The sequence below is a fragment of the Streptomyces spirodelae genome, from assembly GCF_017676385.1.
In the GTDB taxonomy this organism is placed as follows: domain Bacteria; phylum Actinomycetota; class Actinomycetes; order Streptomycetales; family Streptomycetaceae; genus Streptomyces; species Streptomyces spirodelae.
Genome location: NZ_JAFFZN010000004.1, coordinates 261,932 through 277,703, shown reverse-complemented (window position 1 = coordinate 277,703; position 15,772 = coordinate 261,932). Strand labels below are relative to the sequence as shown.

The following is a 15,772-nucleotide window of genomic DNA, read 5'->3' as shown; positions in this document are numbered from 1 at the left end:
AGGGGGCTCCCCGATGACGTTCGTGGGGATATCCGTGCGGTGGGGGACCTTCAGCTCCCGAAGCCGTCCAGCGCCGCGTGGCCGCGCTCGATCAGCGCGGCGAGCTCGGCCCGGTGCTCCGGTGTCACGTCCGCGAGCGGCGGCCGCACCGGCCCCGCCGACCGGCCCTGGACCTCGAGCCCGGCCTTCACCAGCGCTACCGCGTAGCCGTTCGTCGTGTGCCGCAACTCCGTCAGCGGCACGTAGAACTCGCGCAGCAGGATCTGCTGGACGGCGTCGTCGCCGCGTGCGAAGGCGTCGTAGAAGGCCCGGGCGATTGCCGGGGCGAAAGCGAGAACGGCCGAGGAGTAGGCGCGGGCCCCGGCAGCCGCGTAGGCGGCGGCGAAGGTCTCTGCCGTGGGCATGCCGTTGAGGAGCGTCAGCTCGCCGCCAGTGGCGGTACGGATGCCCTGCAGCAGTTCGAGGTCTCCGTGCCCGTCCTTGAATGCCACCACCTGCTCCAGAGCAGCCAGTTCCGCCACCGCCTCCGGGGTGAACACGGCAGTGGAGCGCTGGTACGGGATGAGTGGGAGCCCGGTGACCGCGACGATCTCCCGGTAGTGCGCGACGAGTCCGGCGGGCGGGCCGACCTGTACATACGGGGGCAGGATCAGCACTCCGTCGGCTCCGGCACGCTCGGCGGAGCCGACGAACTCGACGGCGATCCGAGTGCCGCCACCGGCGCCGGCGAAGACCGGCACCTGTCCGGACACATGTGAGACCGCGGTGCGCACCAACTCGTGGTGCTCGGCAACGGTCAGCGAGGGGAACTCGCCGGTGCCGCAGGCGACGAACAGAGCGCTCGGCCCGGCCTTGAGCATCTCGGCAAGGTGCTGCTCGAAGCGCGGGAGATCCAACTCGCCATCGTCGCGCCGGAACGGCGTGACGGGAAAGCCGAGCAGCCCGCTCAGAGAGTTCGCCAGGTGTTGTCGAAGCGCCATGCCGTCAGCCTTCCGCCCATCCATGAATGTGAACACAGTCTGTTCTTGTGAACGGGAGTAAAGTGCGGGCGGGGCTGGTGCGTCAAGAGATGTGCAAGGGAAACCTGACGGTGAGGCGGCAGGCGGCAGGCGGCAGGCGGCAGGCAGACCATGAGGCGACGGCCTTCAGCATGGCGATGCGTCGGGGCGGAGCCGGAGAGCGCGGCCCGGGTTCGGGCGCGGGTTCCGGCTCGGCCGCAGTACACCATCGGCTTCCTGCGACGGGATGCCGGCTCGACCGGGACGGCTGATCCGGCGGCAACCGGCCAGAGGACTCTCGGCCGCCAAGAGCTTGACTTACAGTGCGGTTCAAGTTTCAGGATGACGTCATGACCGCATACGACGACGCGCTCCTCCTCTTCCGCAACACCATGCGCATCACCGACGGCCACTTGGAGAGCTTCCGCGACGCCATCGTCCGAGCGGTGGACTTCGCACGGCAGCACGGGCCGCAGATGATGGTCGAGACCTTCGTCGACGAAGAGCAACTGCTCGCGCACAGCTTCCAGGTCTACCGGGACTCCGACGCGGTGCGCCTGCACTGGAAACTGGCCGACCCGTATATCCAGGAAGTGATGGAGCACTGCCGGGTGGAGCACTTCGAGGTGTTCGGCGAACCGGACGACGACGTGGCTGCGAGCCTCCGCTCAGCTCTTGGAGAACAGTGCCCACCGACGTTCTCGCCCCGCATCACCGGCTTCGTCCGCTTCCCTGCGGGCTCTCAGGGGTAGCCGACGCGACACGGCAGTTGTTGATGCCTTCGACTACAACGTGCCGACGGAGAGCGACGTCCGCTGCTCTGTAGCCATCAGGTCCCGGGCCCCGGGTTCCGGATCCCGGAGGCGTCCAGTGCCCGCAGCATGGCGGGAACATCCAGTGACGAGGCGCCCGAGGCCACGGCCCGGTCCGCGAACGCGCGCAGCTGCCGCTCCGTCACCCGGTGGTGCATCGCGGCGCGGTTCAACTCCTCGATGTCAGCTCTCAGCCGCGCCACGTCGATCCGCCGCAGATCGGCCGCCGCCTCCAGGTCCAGAGCGCTGTTGAGGCCGATGTCGAGACCGTCGTCCCACAGCGTGTCCGGGTACGGGGCGCGACTCCAGCGCCCGTGCTCGTACCAGTAGACGCAGCCGAACTGGAACGGGTCGACAAGCTCCTCCAGCCTCGACGGCGACAGCCACCGGGGCGCACCGGCGAACATGTCGACGGGTGGCTCGAACTCGATGAGCTCACCCGACTCGTCCCAGCCGCACAGCACGAAGCGCCCCTCGCCCCACCTCCAAAGCGCCCACCAGGTGCAGCCGCGATCGTCCATGCGCAGTCCGCCACGGACAGCGTCCAGCCACCATCCCGACAGACCGGATCGCTGTCCCTCCCGCTCGCTGGTCGCGCACAGCACCGCCGCGAGGGCCCAGCGCGCCCACATCTCTTCCGGGTCAGGCAGGTCCTGCGGCTGTCCGGGCCGGTGTATCAACATCGATCGCTCCAAGGTCGTGCCCAACAGCGTTGGTCTGTTCGGGTGAGGTTGTGTCCCTCGGTCTTGCGAGTCGGCTTGCGTGTGTGGATCACTTGTGTACGACCGGCGGGCTGCCCATTGTTGCCGGGTGTTGGCAGGGCAGCGGTGTGCTGGTCGTTTTCTTTGTGACCTCACGTGTGCCTTCCCCGGCGAGGGCGAAGGTTGTGTGTCTTCATTTCGGTACGCCTGCCGGGAATGTGACCCCTTCCGCTACTGGTGAGGTGCGAGATGAGCAAGGCAGGTGTTCCGGCTGTGGCGGGCGCGACCGCGCAGGCTGTGGAGGTGGCAGGGCCGTTCGCGGTGCTGACTCTTCCGGTGGGCAGCAAGCCCGACGGGGTGGCTGTGGGGCCGTTCGGTCTACGCGTGCATGTGGCCAACAACGGCTCGGGGACCGTCAGCGTGATCGACAGCGGAACGCATACGCTGACCACGTCGTTCGGCCCGGTCAACAGCCCCATCGGGGTCCAGGTCACCCCCGACAACACCCATGTCTACGTCGCCAACAGCGCTTCGGACTCGGTCAGTGTCATCAACCGTGACAGTTTCTCGGTTGTGCGCGAGATCCGCGTGGGCAAAAACCCCTTCACTCTGCGGGTGTCGCCCGGCGGTGTACGGGGGTACGTCACCAACCGGGGCTCGGACACGGTCAGCATGATCGACACCACCACCAACGCGGTCATCGCCACCATCCCTGTCGGACGCGGCCCCACGGGGGTCGTCGTGGCGCCCGATGCTTTGGAGGTGTACGCGGCCAACAACGCCGGCAACAGCCTGAGCGTCATCGACACTTCCACCGCGACCGTGACCGCCACCATCGACGGGCTCTCCGCCCCCGTCGGCGTGACGATCAGTCCGGACGGCAGGCGGCTGTACGTCACCAACCGGGGCTCGGACACGGTCAGCGTCATCGACACCGGAACCCGCCAGATCACCGGCACGATCCCGGTCGGCAGCGGTCCCAGAGGAGTGTCGATCAGCCCTGACGGCCGTCTGGTCTACGTCGCGAACAGCGCCTCGGACACAGTGAGCATCATCGACACCGACACCCTCACCGTGACCGCCACCATCCCCGTCGGTCATCAGCCATCGGCGGTTGCCATCACCCCCAACGGCCTGTCCGCGTACGTCACCAACAGCGGTGCCGACACCGTCAGCATCATCCAGACCCTCAACGCCATGGGCCCCAACCGCGGCCCCATGACCGGCGGCACGCTGGTGACCATCACCGGCACCAACCTCGGCAGCGCACAGATGATCCGCTTCAATGAGACACCGGCCACCATTCTGGCCAACACCAGCAACCAGATCCTGGTGGCCTCCCCACCCGGATCCGGCACCGCCCAGGTCACTGTCACCACAGTCGGCGGAACCAGCAACCCCAAGCCGTTCTTCTACTACCCCAACGGCTTCGTCGACGCGATCGACCCCGATGCCGGGCCGGTGGCAGGCCGCAACAGCATCACGATTCGCGGTGAAAGCCTGGGCACCGCCAGCCGCGTCTACTTCGGGACCGTGCCGGCGATCCCCACGGTCGTCTCCGATTCCGCACTCTCTGTCTCCGTCCCACCCTCCAGCACCGGCGCCGGTGTCGTGCCCGTCGCTGTCTGGACCGCGGGCGGACTTGCCGATGGGGAGCGCGCCTACACCTACGTCGTACCACCGGTCCTCAGCGGCCTGACCCGCACGAGCGGCCCGGTATTCGGCGGTAACACCATCGCGGTGACCGGCAGTTACCTGGCAACGACGCAGCACGTCAGCGTCGGCGGCGTCACAGCCCGCTTCAGTATCGGCTCCGACACGACCGCTGCCGTCGTCATCCCCGCCGGTGCCCGTCCAGGCCCGGTCGACGTCACTGTCATCACCGCCGGCGGCACCGCCACGCTTTCCGGCGCCTACACCTACATTTGAGCGGCTGGTCCTCACCCCTCGGGCGGCGAGGAAGTGACGTCGTATGAGTCCGACACCAATGGACAGGGAAGCATCCGACCGGATCGCTGCGGCTGCCGCGAGGGGCTGCGGGAGCGCAACAGCGGCCTCAGGACTCGATGCGCTGCTGACGCGGCTGAGAGCCAGAGCGCCGAGCCTGCGACCTGGGCTGCCCAGGCAGAACTTGCGGAGCATGCTCCGGGTATGTGACGCGCTTGATTGCGCGGCTCGGACGGGGGGGTTTCCCAGGATCCGGTCGGACGGGTGGATCAGCGCAGCCCGGCGAAGAGATCGTTCTCGGGCACGGCTGCGCCCGTGGCGTCCTTGACACGTACGAACGTCTCCATGCCCATCAACTCACCGAACCGCTCCTTGCCCATCTTGAGGAAGAAAATGTTCTCGCCCTGACTGGCGTGCGCAGCCAGCGCGTCGAACTTCTGACCGCTGAATGCGGTGGTGTCCACCCACGTGGTGATCTCGTCGTCGGGGAGACCGATCTCGGCCAGCGCGGCGGCCTCGGCAGGATCCGGCTCCGGCATGTCCTCACCGAACTCGCGCATGATCTCGCCGAACCGCTGCATCCCCGAGCGGGGCATCGTCGTCCAGTACACCTTCGGTGCCAGATCGGTCATCTCCAGCGCCGCCATCGTGATGCGGTGCGCCTGGATGTGATCGGGGTGGCCGTAGAAGCCGTTCTCGTCATAGGTGACGACCACATCAGGCCGGTAGTGCCGCATGAGTTCCACGAGTCGGGCGGCACCTTCCGCCACAGGGGTCTGCCAGAACGATCCGGGAGCGTCGTTGCTCGGCCAGCCCATCATTCCCGAGTCGGCGTAGTCCAGCATCTCCAGATCGCTGATCTTCAAGGCTTCACAGCTCGCCTTGAGCTCTTGACGGCGCATCAACGCGACGGCCCCCGGATCGTGCCCCGGATCACCCGGCTTGACACCCCCCGGCCCGTCACCACAACCACCGTCGGTACACGTCACAAGAACCGTGCGGATACCCTCCGCCGCGTACCGCGCCAGAACCCCTCCGGTTCCCGTGGCCTCGTCGTCGGGATGGGCGTGCACCGCCATGAGCGTCAAGGGTCGGTCAATCATCAAGCAGTCCTCCTGGACGAATACACATACGTTCTGGTCCGAGTGTGCGCGGGCGTACCGCGATCCCGGGCCCGGATTCCGGCAAGCGGAAGCCTTCTGGTCTCCATGTCCCCCGCCAGGTTCGGCAGGAGGCAACAGTTATGAGGCATCAGTCAGTATCGAGGCCGTCGATCAGACGGTTGAGGAACCGGCTGAAGGTAGCGTCGGGAGCGAGGGGGCGCCCAGGGGCGGAAAGGGCTTCGGCGAGTTCCGGGTGGCGACCGTCGGCGGCGACAGCGGCGAGGTATCGGCCCTCGGCTGCGGCCCGGTCCGGTGATCGTGAGACTGCGGCCTGCGCGATCTCGTGAGCGACGTGCCCGGCCACGAACGCGGTGATCTGGGCGAAGACCTCCAGCTTCGCCGCCCCGTCCAGCCCGGTGGGCCGCAGGACGGCAAGCACGTGTTCCAGGAAGGCCAGCGTGTTGGGGCCCGGAACACGGCGGGTGGACAAAGCGACGGGCAGCCAAGGGTGGCGCAGCATGTTGGCACGCTGCAGGCGGGCCACGGTCTTCAGATCGGCACGCCAGTCGCCGCTGGGCGGGCCGGTGACCGTGAGTTCGCCGCTGACGTGGTCGACCATCAGCTCCAGCAGCGTCTCCTTGTCGGGGGCGTAGCTGTAGAGCGACATGACGCCCGCTCCGACCTCGGCGGCCACCCGCCGCATGGTGACCGCGTCGAGTCCTTCCGCATCCGCCAGGGTGACGGCTGCCGCGGTGATCGCCTCCCGGCTGAAGGACGGCCTGCGGCCCCTGCGTGGCTCGGTGGGACGCAGCCAGAGCCGCTCGGGATCGATGCTCTCGGCACCGGGCTTTCCATTACCGGGCACGGCTCGCACTCCTTCCCCTGGTTGTTGAGGCGACTCTTGCCAAGGTCATCCAAGCATCCTTTATTCTCGTACGACGTACGAGAATAAAGGAGAGAACGATGCCCTCGCGCACGCCCGACGCCGTAGCCAGACCTGCCTGGGTACCACCCACCGGAAAGCCACCGCTTTCCGCACGCATGATGAGGTCGACCTGGCGAGGTCTGCCGCCGAAACAGCACGAGGCCGGGTGGGAGCCGGGACTGGTGGTGCCGGCCGCCGACGGCAGCCCGTTGCTCACCGACCACTACTTTCCGCGTGCCCCCGGCGACTTCCCCACCCTCCTGGTCCGCTCTCCTTATGGCCGGGGCCTGCCGTGGTCGCCCCAGTACGGCCTGCTCTTCGCCGAACAGGGCTTCCATGTGGTCCTGCAGAGCTGCCGCGGCACCGGCGGTTCGGGCGGCGAGTTCGATCTGTGGCGCAACGAGGCCGCCGACGGCCAGGCAACGGTGGCCTGGCTGCGCGAGCGCCCCTGGTTCAACGGAACGCTGGGGACAGTCGGCCCCAGTTACCTGGGCTACGTGCAATGGGCCCTCGCTGCGGACCCACCGCCAGAACTGAAGGCAATGGTGGTGCAAGTAGGACTGCACGATCCCTACGCTCTGTTCCACGCAGACGGTGCGCTGCGTCTGGAGAACGCCCTTGCCGTGGGTGTGGGCATGAACTACCAGCACCAGGGCTTGGGACCGTTCCTCAAAGCGACACTGCGCCTGCAGCGGCGCCTTCGCCACATCAGCGCCGCGCAGCCCCTGCGTGAGGCGTACATGGCAGCGCTGGGGAGCAAGCCGTCTTGGCTGGACGACGTGATGACACACTCCGATACCAAGGACGCCTACTGGCGCGGCGCGTCGTTGGCGGAGCCGGCGGAGCGGCTCCGCGTTCCCACGGCTCTGATCACCGGATGGCACGACACACTGGCCGACCAGACCTTCGAGCAGTACGACCGGCTGCGCCAGGCCGGATGCGAGACCGCTCTGCTCGTCGGGCCCTGGACCCACACTTCGGCCCTGCAGCAAGGTTGGTCCAAGGTGTTCGCAGAGAGCCTCGCGTGGCTGCGCGCCCATCTGTACGCCGATCCCTCCGGCCTGCGTCCCACCGCCGTGCGTGTGCACATCGGCGGCGAAGACATCTGGCGGGACCTCGACGAATGGCCGCCGACCGCGGCTGCCACCTCGTGGTACCCCATCCCCGGTGGGCATCTCACCCAGCAGGCCCCCACGGAATCCGCATCCGTGGCGGCGTTCCTCTACGACCCGGCCGACCCCACCCCCTCCCTGGGCGGCCCACTGCTCTCCCGTACCGCCGGTCCCCGGAACAACGCCACTCTGGAGGCCCGAAACGACGTCCTGACATTCACCGGTCCACCACTGACCGAGCCCATGGACATCCTGGGCCACGTCTCCGCACGGCTGAGCGTCTCCACGGATACCGGGCACGCCGATGTCTTCACCCGTCTGTGCGACGTGGACCCACAGGGCCGCTCCGTCAACATCTGCGACGGATTCGTCCGACTCCGGACGGCCCAACAGGCGCCCTCACAGGTCACCGTGCCGATGAGCTCCACCGCCCACCGCTTCCAGGCCGGCCACCGCATACGCTGGCAGATCAGCGGAGGCGCCCATCCGCGCTACGCCCGTAATCCCGGCAACGGGGAGTCGCCGGTGGACACCACCACCTTCACACCGGTACGGATCACGCTCCACACGCACTCGGCCCTGGTACTTCCCAGCAGCTCTTGTCCCGCTTGATCCGTCAGCCCGCCGGGGAACAGACCACGAGCCGGGGGCGAGGGGCGGAAGGCGTCCCTCCGCCACGACATCATGCTCGCGCCCCTCCGCAGGCAGTGCCCGCAGCTCCTCGACGGCGTCGTCCAGGTAGCGGGCCGTCCGGCGTACGGCGGCATTGAGGACCAGGCGCTGGGGTCCTGGCCTGGTGCCGCCGTACCTGGATACGCCCGTCATGCCGAGGGCGCCCTCGGCGCCGGACGGTATGAGCGATCTCGTCGGCGCTTGACGGATCGCGGCTCGGGTCGGCGGCGGCGCTCAGGTGCTCAGGTGCTCACGCGGTATCGCAGATGCGTGACCCCGGGAGCGTCGATGACGCGCACGAGGTCGAGCTGGTGGGGCGTCCCCAGCGTGCCGAACAGCGAGCGGCCGACACCGAGCAGTACGGGGACTTGATGGATCTCGAGTTCGTCCAGGACTCCGGCCTGCAGTGCCAACTGTGCCGTCGTCGCCCCGTGGACCAGCACGTTCCGCTCCCCTGCGGCCTCCTTGGCCCGCGCCATCGCGGCCTCGATGCCGTCGGTGGCGAAGCGGACGTTGGAGCCCGGGACGGCGTCGTCATCAGCCGCGGAGCGGGTGAACACCTCGATGTGGACGCCGTCGTGGTGGTCGCCGCCCCAGCCGCCGGCCGCGTCGAAGGTGCGCCGACCCGTCAGTACGGCCCCGGTGGCCAGCATCTCGTTGACGACCGTAAGGCTGGCCGCGTCGGTCCGGATGACCGGTAGGGCAGCTCCGCCACGGGCCTCTTGGTCGCCGTCGAACAGCCACGCGTGCAACTGCTCGCCACCGGTGCCGAGGCCGTTCCCGGGGCCGTCATCGGGACCGGCGATGAAGCCGTCGAGCGACATGGACATGTAGAGCACGGAACGGGACACGATCGGGTCCTCCTGCTGTGACGGAGTGGACGGGGCGAGCACATTGCCAGAGTGCTCGGTCTCGACTTCATGCTTGTCCCTACCGACCGCCTGCGTACCAGGAACTCATCGTGCTGGCTGTCTGCGATCGCCAGCCCGCCACTCTCTTGCGCACGTGCCGAGTGACCGGCTTGATGCGTCAGCTCGGGACAGCCCGCCCGCAGCGACACCCATAACAGCGCGGACTGGCGCGCGAGGGCCTGTGCCCCCTCGCGACGGCATCCCCAATTGGTCACTTTCCATGATCGCTCCATGACTGGCTGTCAGTGGTCCGTGCTGCACTGGTGGGTGAGCGGGGATTCGCTGAACTCTTCAGGGAGGGCATGTGGTTGACGTCCGTGCGTACACGCGCAGGGATGGGACTCCGGTACGAGCGCACACCAGGGCAGCCCCGGTCGTGGCCGGGACCGTCGCGGGAGGGCCGGTGTCGGCTCTGGCGGCGGCTGCTGCCATCGCGCTGCTGTTCATAACCATCGGAGGGCACGGTGGAGGAGGCGGCGGTGCCGCCTCCCGAGAGCAGCGGGACGGGCCGAAAGCTCCTGCGGCGCCCCACAGGGTGGAGACGCCGATACTCCGGATCACGCTCCCCACCGGAGAGCCGCCACAGCCCGGGAGCGGCCGGTGAGCGGGCGGCGGCCGGAACGGAGGACTTCGGCACGGAAGGCTACGCGGAGGGCTCCGGTCCGTCGTCAGCGCAGGCGGCGCGGCAAGGAGCAGGAGAAGCTGATGGCAGCCGGGGTGGTCGTCGTGATCGGCGTGAGCCTGGTCGTCGCGCTGATGCAGTGGCTCCTCGTTCACTGGTGGGTGCTGATCCTGGCCGGGGTACTGGCCGGGGGCGCCGGGACCCTGTGGTGGCAGCAGCAGGCGCAGCGGCGGCGGTGGGAGGCAGCACGGGCTCAGGGCCTGCGCTTCCAGGTGGCGCAGCTGGACATGCTGGGCCACGCGGAGTTCGAGCACGCGGTCCGCGACTTGCTGCTCCGGGACGGCTGCCGGGACGCGCTACGCACCGGGGGCCGGGGGGACAAGGGCGCGGATGTCATCGCAACGGACCCTGCGGGGCGGCGGTGGGTGATCCAGTGCAAGCACCGCCGTGACGGGCTGGCCGGCGCGGCCATCGGCACCCCGGACCTGCAGCGGCTCAACGGGACGGCACGGCCGGTGCACAAGGCGGACGTGGTCGTGATGCTCACCAACGGACGCTTCACCCGGGACGCGGTCCCCTTCGCCGGGGACCAGCAGATGCACTTGGTCGACCGCCACATGCTCGCCAGATGGGCAGCGGGTTCCTGGCCGCTGTGGGAACTGTTGCCGAAGGTTCCGCCACCGCGGCGGCCGGCGCACTGACCGAACCCAGCAGCGAGGGGGCTGACACCGCCCGGTGCCAGCCCTTCACCGTTGCCTTCTACGTCGGCTGGATGCTCCTCTTCGTGGCTTGGGTACTCCTCGGGATCCCCATCGGCCCGGGTGAGACCCTCTCGCTGTAGGTCTCCACCAGTCTGAAACATGTCCCTTCCACCTCGGCGCTGTTCCTGGCCGTCGCCTACGCCGGCGGCCAGGCGGCGGCGAGGGGCGAGGTTTCCGGCGGCCGTGCGTGCCGGGCAGGTGAACAAGCCGTGCCTCAGCGGCCGCCACTACGGGGAATCGATGCGGTGCCGGTCCGGGTCAGGTGCGCAGCCCCGCCAGGAGCCGGTCGAGCGCCTGCTCCCCAGCCTGCGGGTCCCCGCCCCGCGCGATCCAGAGCGCGGCCTCGTTCATCGCCCCCGAGAGCAACCGGGCCAGTGGCTCCACCGGTTGATCGGCGATGATCCCCGCTTCGGCCAGCGCCGTCAGGGCGTCCGCGAGATGCCGGGCGGAGGATTCCTCGTCCAGGGCGCGCCACTCGTCCCAGCCCAACACGGTCGGCGCGTCGACCAGGAGGATCTGTCGGACCGCCGGGTCGGTTCCCGCGGCCAGGAAGGCCCGGCAGCCGGCCCGGAGTTGCTCCCAGAGGTCCTCGTGCCGTTCGGCTTCGGTCGCGACCCGCTCGCCCAGTTCCTGCTGCACCTCGCAGACGACGGCCCGGAAGAGCCCGGCCTTGCTGTCGAAGTGGTGATAGGCGGCTCCCTTGGTGACGCCGGCGGCCCGCGCCACCTCCGCCAGCACCACGTGGTGGTACCCGTCGGCGGCGAACCGCCGCCGCCCTTCGGCCAGCAGCGCTTGCCGCGTGGCCGCCCGCTGCTCCGCTCGGCTGACCGCCATCGAGCCCACCGCCCTTCCCCTTTCGCGTACTGAGGGTATGCTAACGTTCCGATTCACATACCGTGGGTATGTGAAATGAAGCTGGAGGACCTCTGTCATGACGAACGAACTCACGACCACGCCCAGGATCAAGCTCGGCGGCTTCTACCCGGTGCTCGCCAGCCGGGACGTGGCGGCCTCCCGCGACTTCTACACCCGCCACTTCAGGTTCGAAGTCACCTTCGAAGCGGATTGGTACGTCAGCCTGCGCCGCCCTGACGCCCCGCAGTACGAGCTGGCCCTCCTCGACCACACCCACCCGACCGTCCCCGAAGGGCACCGGGCCGCTCTCCAGGGAGGCTTGCTGTTGAACTTCGAGGTGGACGACGTCGACTCAGAGCACCAGCGGCTCGTGGCCGAGGCCGGCCTGCCCGAAGTACTGCCACTGCGCACGGAAGAGTTCGGCCAACGCCACTTCATCGTCGCCGCCCCGGACGGGGTGCTGATTGACGTCATCACCGTCGTCCCGCCCAGCGAGGAGTACGCCGCCCAGTACACCGGCGTCTGACACCCGTTGCACAGCCTTGGGGACCGGAGCCACTCGCGGCCGCAGGGCCTCCCTGAGCGGCGGCAGGGCCGGCTGACTCCGTCACCGCTTCCGTCCGGGTCGCACCTCCGGGATCGCACTGGTGGAGGGCTGCGGAGACATGGTCACTCCTCGCCGCGGACGACGGTGACGGCGCAGTGGGCGTGGTGGAGCAGAGCCTGGCTGACCGAGCCGAGCAGCAGCCCGGTGAAGCCACCGCGCCCCCTCGCCCCGGTCACTACCAGCTGCGCCGAGCGGCTCGCGTCGATGAGGGCGGGACGGATCCGGGAGCGCACCAGGCGTCGCTCGACCGCAATCCGGGGAAAGTCTTCCCGCAGGCGGGCCACAGTCTCATCCAGCAGGCGCTGCTCGGCCTCGCGGAGACGGTCGGCATCGGCCACGACAGAGGTCAGAGGGTCGCCGGGGCCTTCGTAGGCGCCTTCGCTCCAGGAGTTCCACACGTGCAGCGCCACCAGGGGTGCCTCGCGCAACGCGGCCTCGGCGAACGCGAACCGCACCGCCGCCTGCCCGGCCTTCGAGCCGTCCACGGCCACCACAACCGGACCGGCCGGATCAGGGCGGCCGCGCACGACCATGAGCGGGCAGCGGCCGTGTGCTGCCAGGTGCACCGCTGTCGAACCCAGCAGCAGCCCAGCGAAGCCGGACAGGCCCCGACTGCCGACCACCGCCAGCGCCGCCGACCGCGACTCGATCTCCAGTACGTCCAGCGCCTCACCGGCCACGACCGAACGAGTGATCTCGATGTCCGGCGCAGCCGCGTGCGCCCGCTCCTCGGCGCGTGCCACTACTCCGTGCACCATCGGCTCCAAACCGTGGTCGGCCGGGCTCCACGCCGGTGCGTCGCCTGGCAGGTGCCCGGGCGCGTGGCCGAAGGCGTGCACGAGCCGCAGAGGCACCCCGCGCAGGCGCGCCTCGCGGGCCGCGACGTCGACCGCGTCAAGGCTGGAGGCGGAACCGTCCACCCCGACGATCACTGAGCCACCCATTTCCCACTCCTGTTCCGGAACGCTGCCGGCCAGCGGCCGTCTCTTGTCCCAGCCTCGGCTCGCGCGGCCCGAGGGGCCAGTGGCCGTCAGGCCGCCCCGGGAGGGCCACTTGGCCCGCCAGTACGAACAAGCCGGGCACGGCACTGGGCATCGACCCGTGCCTGGGCAGGCCAGGATGCCCGAGCACCCGTCGGGTGCCGAACAACCGTCACAGCGAGCCGCGCTACGCGTTTCGCCCGGGTTCCGACCGCACGGCTGACGGAATGATGCATGTCGACGTCAGCGAGGTGTTGCTGTCGAGATCCTCGGCGACTTTCGCCTTGACGGCGGAAGGATGGGGACCATGGTCTGCTGGCCATGGTCGGCCTTGCGGCCCTGCTCCACCGAGATCGCCGCGTTGTTGGCGAGGATGTCCAGGCCGCCGAAGTGCGCGACCACGCCGTCGATCAGCGCCGGCGCCCGGATCGTGTCCGCCTGGTCGGACTGGAATGCGACGGCCTTCGCCCCCTTGCCGCGCACGCGCTGGCCTGGATCGGTCCCTACCAGCGCCAAGCCATGAGGTCGCCACCTCTGAGCAGATCGCGACCAGCGCGAACACCAACCCGGTGGTGATCAGGCGACTGCTCGGCGAGCTGCGCAGGGCCGGGCCAGTGCGGCCCTCCTCAGAGTGGAACGCTTTCGCTTACCAATGGGCCAGGGTGGCAGTGTCGCGGCGAGGGCGGCCAGCGCGACGGCGCCGCCGATCTGCGGTTGGGCCATGCCGATCACGTGGCTGTGCCTGCTGCTGGCCGTCACCGCGTTCGGCGTGTTCTTCCCCGCCGTGGTCACCATCGCGCAACGCCGCGGACGAGCCCTACCAGGAGCCATCTCTGCGCTGCTGGGAGGCGGCCAGTTCCTCCTCGGCGCAGCCGCCTCCCCGCTGGTCGGCCTGTTCGGCACGCACAGTCCCGCCCCCATGGCCGCGGTGATGGCCATCAGTCTCGCCCTGGCCACCCTCGCCGCCATCACCACCTGGAGCACCACATCTCAGCGGAGGCTCCGGACCGTGCAGGGGCAGGTCTGGAGAGGATAGAGATTCGGGTATGGGGGCCTGGAGGCCACAAGCCGACCGCGAGTGCCTCCCTGGCCCGCGTCCCCACGCCCGCGACAGCCGGTTCACCGGACCGCCGAGACGGCCGGGGACACAGCAACTCCCACGGGGCTCAGCGGGCGAGCCACCCGCCGTCGACGGTGAGGACGTGACCGCAGACGTAGTCCGAGGCCGGGGCGGCCAGGAACACCGCGGCTCCGATCAGGTCCTCGGGGGTGCCCCAGCGGCCCGCGGGGATGCGGGATCTGATCTCCGGTTCGCGCGCCGGGTCGGAGCGCAGGGCCTGGGTGTTGTTGGTGGCGATGTAGCCGGGGGCGATGGCGTTGACCTGGACGCCTCTGCCGGCCCATTCGTTGGCCAGGGCGCGGGTCAGGCCCGTGACCGCGTGCTTGCTCGCAGTGTATCCGGCGACGTTGATGCCTCCCTGGAAGGACAGCAGCGAGGCGATGTTGACGACTTTCCCAGAGCCGCGTGCCAGCATCCGCGTGCCCGCGGCCCGGGTGAGGGTGAACACCGCGTCGAGGTTGGTGGTCAGGACGGCCTCCCAGTCCTCGTCCGCCATCTCGGTGGCCGGGGACCGGCGGATGATGCCCGCGTTGTTGACGAGAATGTCCACCGGTGTCTCGTCCAGCACCTCGCCGGCCTCCTCGGCAAGGTGCTCGGTGGAGGACAGATCGCGGATCCACCGTCGGGCGCTCCGGCCGGCGGCCTCGACCTGCCGCGCCGTATCGTCCAGGTCGTCGTGGTGGCCATGGAGGACCAGGTCGGCCCCGGCCTGGGCCAGGCCGACCGCGATCGCGCTGCCGATGCCGGTGCGGGAACCGGTCACCAGGGCTGTACGGCCGCGCAGGTCGAACAGGGGGTTGGGCTCTGGGTTGGACGGCGGGCTGAGCAGGGGGGTCATCGCAGCTCCGTGATCGGATACGCCTCGACGTCGGTGTAGTCGGTGTTCTCGCCGCCCATGGCCCACACGAAGGCGTAGGAGCCGGTGCCGAACCCGCAGTGGACGGACCAGGAAGGCGAGATCACGGCCTGTTCACCGGCGACGATCAGATTGCGGGTCTGGTCCGGGCGGCCCATGAGGTGGACGACGCGCTGGTCGGGATCCAAGCCGAAATACAGATACATCTCGGTGCGCCGGTCGTGTGTGTGGGCAGGCATCGTGTTCCACATGCTTCCCTCGGCCAGTTCGGTGATCCCGAGGACGAGCTGGCAGCTCTGGATGCCGTCGGCATGGATGAACTTGTAGATGGTGCGCTCGTTGGACGTGCGCTGTTCGCCCAGGTGCACGGGGGTCGCGTCCTGCAGGCCGCCCTTGCGGGTGGGGTGGGTGGCGTGCGCGGGGGTGGAGACCAAGTAGAAGGCCGCTGAGCCGTCACCGGTGAAGGCGACCTCTCGCGTGCCCCGGCCGACGTAGAGCACCTCCTTGGTGCCCAGTTGGTGTTCCGTGCCGTCGGCCGTGACGGTGCCGGGGCCGCTTCCCACGTTGACGACGCCGAGTTCCCGGCGAGCGAGGAATTGGTCGGCGCGCAGCGGATCCGCCGTGAGCAGCGGTACCGTCGCGCCGGACGGCCGGACGCCGCCGATGACCATCCGGTCCTCGTGGCTGTAGACCGTGCGGACCTCGTCGGTGCCGAACAGGTCCTGGACGAGGAAGCGCGAGCGCAGCTCCTCCGTGTCCATACCTGGGACCTGATCAGGGCCTGTGGTGT

Annotated in this window: 17 protein-coding genes and 1 pseudogene; 8 read left to right on the top strand and 10 right to left on the bottom strand. The window is 69.2% G+C overall.

From position 1 onward, the window contains the following. Positions 1-50 precede the first annotated feature (50 nt). Positions 51-980, bottom strand: coding sequence for a 5-dehydro-4-deoxyglucarate dehydratase (locus JW592_RS07100; RefSeq protein ID WP_209264046.1), 930 nt, complete (start codon positions 978-980; stop codon positions 51-53). Positions 981-1,348: 368 nt separating this feature from the next. On the opposite strand from JW592_RS07100, the gene JW592_RS07095 reads away from it, so the two are divergent. Beyond that, positions 1,349-1,750, top strand: a complete 402-nt coding sequence (locus tag JW592_RS07095) for a hypothetical protein (protein WP_209264045.1) — start codon at positions 1,349-1,351, stop codon at positions 1,748-1,750. A gap of 77 nt (positions 1,751-1,827) precedes the next feature. On the opposite strand, the gene JW592_RS07090 is transcribed toward JW592_RS07095, so the two are convergent. Next, a complete protein-coding gene (locus JW592_RS07090) occupies positions 1,828-2,493 on the bottom strand; it encodes a hypothetical protein (protein WP_209264044.1) in 666 nt (221 codons plus the stop codon). 267 nt (positions 2,494-2,760) lie between these two features. On the opposite strand from JW592_RS07090, the gene JW592_RS07085 reads away from it, so the two are divergent. Continuing rightward, entirely contained in the window at positions 2,761-4,440 is a 1,680-nt protein-coding gene (locus JW592_RS07085) for an IPT/TIG domain-containing protein (protein WP_209264043.1), read from the top strand. Between the two features lie 287 nt (positions 4,441-4,727). Here the strand turns inward: JW592_RS07085 and JW592_RS07080 are convergent, their stop codons facing one another. Further along, on the bottom strand, positions 4,728-5,561 hold the full coding sequence (locus JW592_RS07080) for a PIG-L family deacetylase (RefSeq protein WP_209264042.1): 834 nt from the start codon (positions 5,559-5,561) through the stop codon (positions 4,728-4,730). A gap of 148 nt (positions 5,562-5,709) precedes the next feature. After that, positions 5,710-6,426: a TetR/AcrR family transcriptional regulator gene (locus tag JW592_RS07075; protein ID WP_209264041.1), complete on the bottom strand. Its 717-nt coding sequence runs from the start codon at positions 6,424-6,426 to the stop codon at positions 5,710-5,712. A 98-nt stretch (positions 6,427-6,524) separates the two neighbouring features. On the opposite strand from JW592_RS07075, the gene JW592_RS07070 reads away from it, so the two are divergent. After that, positions 6,525-8,210, top strand: a complete 1,686-nt coding sequence (locus tag JW592_RS07070; RefSeq protein ID WP_229375290.1) for a CocE/NonD family hydrolase — start codon at positions 6,525-6,527, stop codon at positions 8,208-8,210. A 302-nt stretch (positions 8,211-8,512) separates the two neighbouring features. On the opposite strand, the gene JW592_RS07065 is transcribed toward JW592_RS07070, so the two are convergent. Further along, complete coding sequence (locus JW592_RS07065; RefSeq protein ID WP_307805311.1) at positions 8,513-9,121, bottom strand: dihydrofolate reductase family protein; 609 nt, start codon at positions 9,119-9,121, stop codon at positions 8,513-8,515. A 765-nt stretch (positions 9,122-9,886) separates the two neighbouring features. Here JW592_RS07065 and JW592_RS07060 point away from each other — a divergent pair. Both JW592_RS07060 and JW592_RS33550 read left to right on the top strand, forming a co-directional pair. Then, positions 9,887-10,504 carry a restriction endonuclease gene (locus JW592_RS07060; protein WP_209264040.1) on the top strand — a complete coding sequence of 206 codons (618 nt, stop codon included), beginning with the start codon at positions 9,887-9,889 and terminating at the stop codon, positions 10,502-10,504. After that, complete coding sequence (locus JW592_RS33550; protein WP_372446461.1) at positions 10,432-10,644, top strand: AbgT family transporter; 213 nt, start codon at positions 10,432-10,434, stop codon at positions 10,642-10,644. Before JW592_RS07060 ends, JW592_RS33550 begins: the two co-directional genes overlap by 73 nt. 178 nt (positions 10,645-10,822) lie before the next feature. Here the strand turns inward: JW592_RS33550 and JW592_RS07050 are convergent, their stop codons facing one another. Next, positions 10,823-11,398 (bottom strand): TetR/AcrR family transcriptional regulator, encoded by a 576-nt coding sequence (locus JW592_RS07050; RefSeq protein WP_209264038.1) that lies wholly within the window; start codon positions 11,396-11,398, stop codon positions 10,823-10,825. Positions 11,399-11,495: 97 nt separating this feature from the next. Between JW592_RS07050 and JW592_RS07045 the strand changes: the two genes are divergently transcribed. Next, complete coding sequence (locus JW592_RS07045; protein ID WP_209264037.1) at positions 11,496-11,945, top strand: VOC family protein; 450 nt, start codon at positions 11,496-11,498, stop codon at positions 11,943-11,945. Positions 11,946-12,088: 143 nt separating this feature from the next. Here JW592_RS07045 and JW592_RS07040 read toward each other — a convergent pair whose 3' ends face one another. Beyond that, on the bottom strand, positions 12,089-12,970 hold the full coding sequence (locus JW592_RS07040) for a universal stress protein (RefSeq protein WP_209264036.1): 882 nt from the start codon (positions 12,968-12,970) through the stop codon (positions 12,089-12,091). A gap of 279 nt (positions 12,971-13,249) precedes the next feature. Then, positions 13,250-13,522 carry a hypothetical protein gene (locus JW592_RS32560; protein WP_229375366.1) on the bottom strand — a complete coding sequence of 91 codons (273 nt, stop codon included), beginning with the start codon at positions 13,520-13,522 and terminating at the stop codon, positions 13,250-13,252. On the opposite strand from JW592_RS32560, the pseudogene JW592_RS07030 reads away from it, so the two are divergent. Next, a pseudogene (locus tag JW592_RS07030) lies at positions 13,454-13,623 on the top strand (Rrf2 family transcriptional regulator); the annotation flags it as partial. The gene JW592_RS32560 and the pseudogene JW592_RS07030 overlap by 69 nt on opposite strands. A 104-nt stretch (positions 13,624-13,727) precedes the next feature. Next, positions 13,728-14,042, top strand: coding sequence for a hypothetical protein (locus JW592_RS07025; RefSeq protein ID WP_209264142.1), 315 nt, complete (start codon positions 13,728-13,730; stop codon positions 14,040-14,042). Between the two features lie 130 nt (positions 14,043-14,172). On the opposite strand, the gene kduD is transcribed toward JW592_RS07025, so the two are convergent. Together kduD and kduI are read right to left on the bottom strand one after the other, a co-directional pair. After that, entirely contained in the window at positions 14,173-14,964 is a 792-nt protein-coding gene (kduD, locus tag JW592_RS07020) for a 2-dehydro-3-deoxy-D-gluconate 5-dehydrogenase KduD (RefSeq protein ID WP_209264035.1), read from the bottom strand. Then, positions 14,961-15,743 (bottom strand): 5-dehydro-4-deoxy-D-glucuronate isomerase, encoded by a 783-nt coding sequence (gene kduI, locus JW592_RS07015; protein ID WP_229375289.1) that lies wholly within the window; start codon positions 15,741-15,743, stop codon positions 14,961-14,963. Before kduI ends, kduD begins: the two co-directional genes overlap by 4 nt. Positions 15,744-15,772 lie beyond the last annotated feature (29 nt).

What these genes read in the sequence shown, in the direction of transcription:
- kduI (WP_229375289.1), bottom strand. Translation starts at nt 15,743, where the DNA reads ATGGACACGGAGGAGCTGCGCTCGCGCTTCCTCGTCCAGGACCTGTTC.
- JW592_RS07040 (WP_209264036.1), bottom strand. Translation starts at nt 12,970, where the DNA reads ATGGGTGGCTCAGTGATCGTCGGGGTGGACGGTTCCGCCTCCAGCCTT.
- JW592_RS07095 (WP_209264045.1), top strand. Translation starts at nt 1,349, where the DNA reads ATGACCGCATACGACGACGCGCTCCTCCTCTTCCGCAACACCATGCGC.
- JW592_RS33550 (WP_372446461.1), top strand. Translation starts at nt 10,432, where the DNA reads ATGGGCAGCGGGTTCCTGGCCGCTGTGGGAACTGTTGCCGAAGGTTCC.
- JW592_RS07070 (WP_229375290.1), top strand. Translation starts at nt 6,525, where the DNA reads ATGCCCTCGCGCACGCCCGACGCCGTAGCCAGACCTGCCTGGGTACCA.
- JW592_RS07045 (WP_209264037.1), top strand. Translation starts at nt 11,496, where the DNA reads ATGACGAACGAACTCACGACCACGCCCAGGATCAAGCTCGGCGGCTTC.
- JW592_RS07050 (WP_209264038.1), bottom strand. Translation starts at nt 11,398, where the DNA reads ATGGCGGTCAGCCGAGCGGAGCAGCGGGCGGCCACGCGGCAAGCGCTG.
- JW592_RS07090 (WP_209264044.1), bottom strand. Translation starts at nt 2,493, where the DNA reads ATGTTGATACACCGGCCCGGACAGCCGCAGGACCTGCCTGACCCGGAA.
- JW592_RS07085 (WP_209264043.1), top strand. Translation starts at nt 2,761, where the DNA reads ATGAGCAAGGCAGGTGTTCCGGCTGTGGCGGGCGCGACCGCGCAGGCT.
- JW592_RS07060 (WP_209264040.1), top strand. Translation starts at nt 9,887, where the DNA reads ATGGCAGCCGGGGTGGTCGTCGTGATCGGCGTGAGCCTGGTCGTCGCG.
- kduD (WP_209264035.1), bottom strand. Translation starts at nt 14,964, where the DNA reads ATGACCCCCCTGCTCAGCCCGCCGTCCAACCCAGAGCCCAACCCCCTG.
- JW592_RS07025 (WP_209264142.1), top strand. Translation starts at nt 13,728, where the DNA reads ATGCCGATCACGTGGCTGTGCCTGCTGCTGGCCGTCACCGCGTTCGGC.
- JW592_RS07080 (WP_209264042.1), bottom strand. Translation starts at nt 5,561, where the DNA reads ATGATTGACCGACCCTTGACGCTCATGGCGGTGCACGCCCATCCCGAC.
- JW592_RS07100 (WP_209264046.1), bottom strand. Translation starts at nt 980, where the DNA reads ATGGCGCTTCGACAACACCTGGCGAACTCTCTGAGCGGGCTGCTCGGC.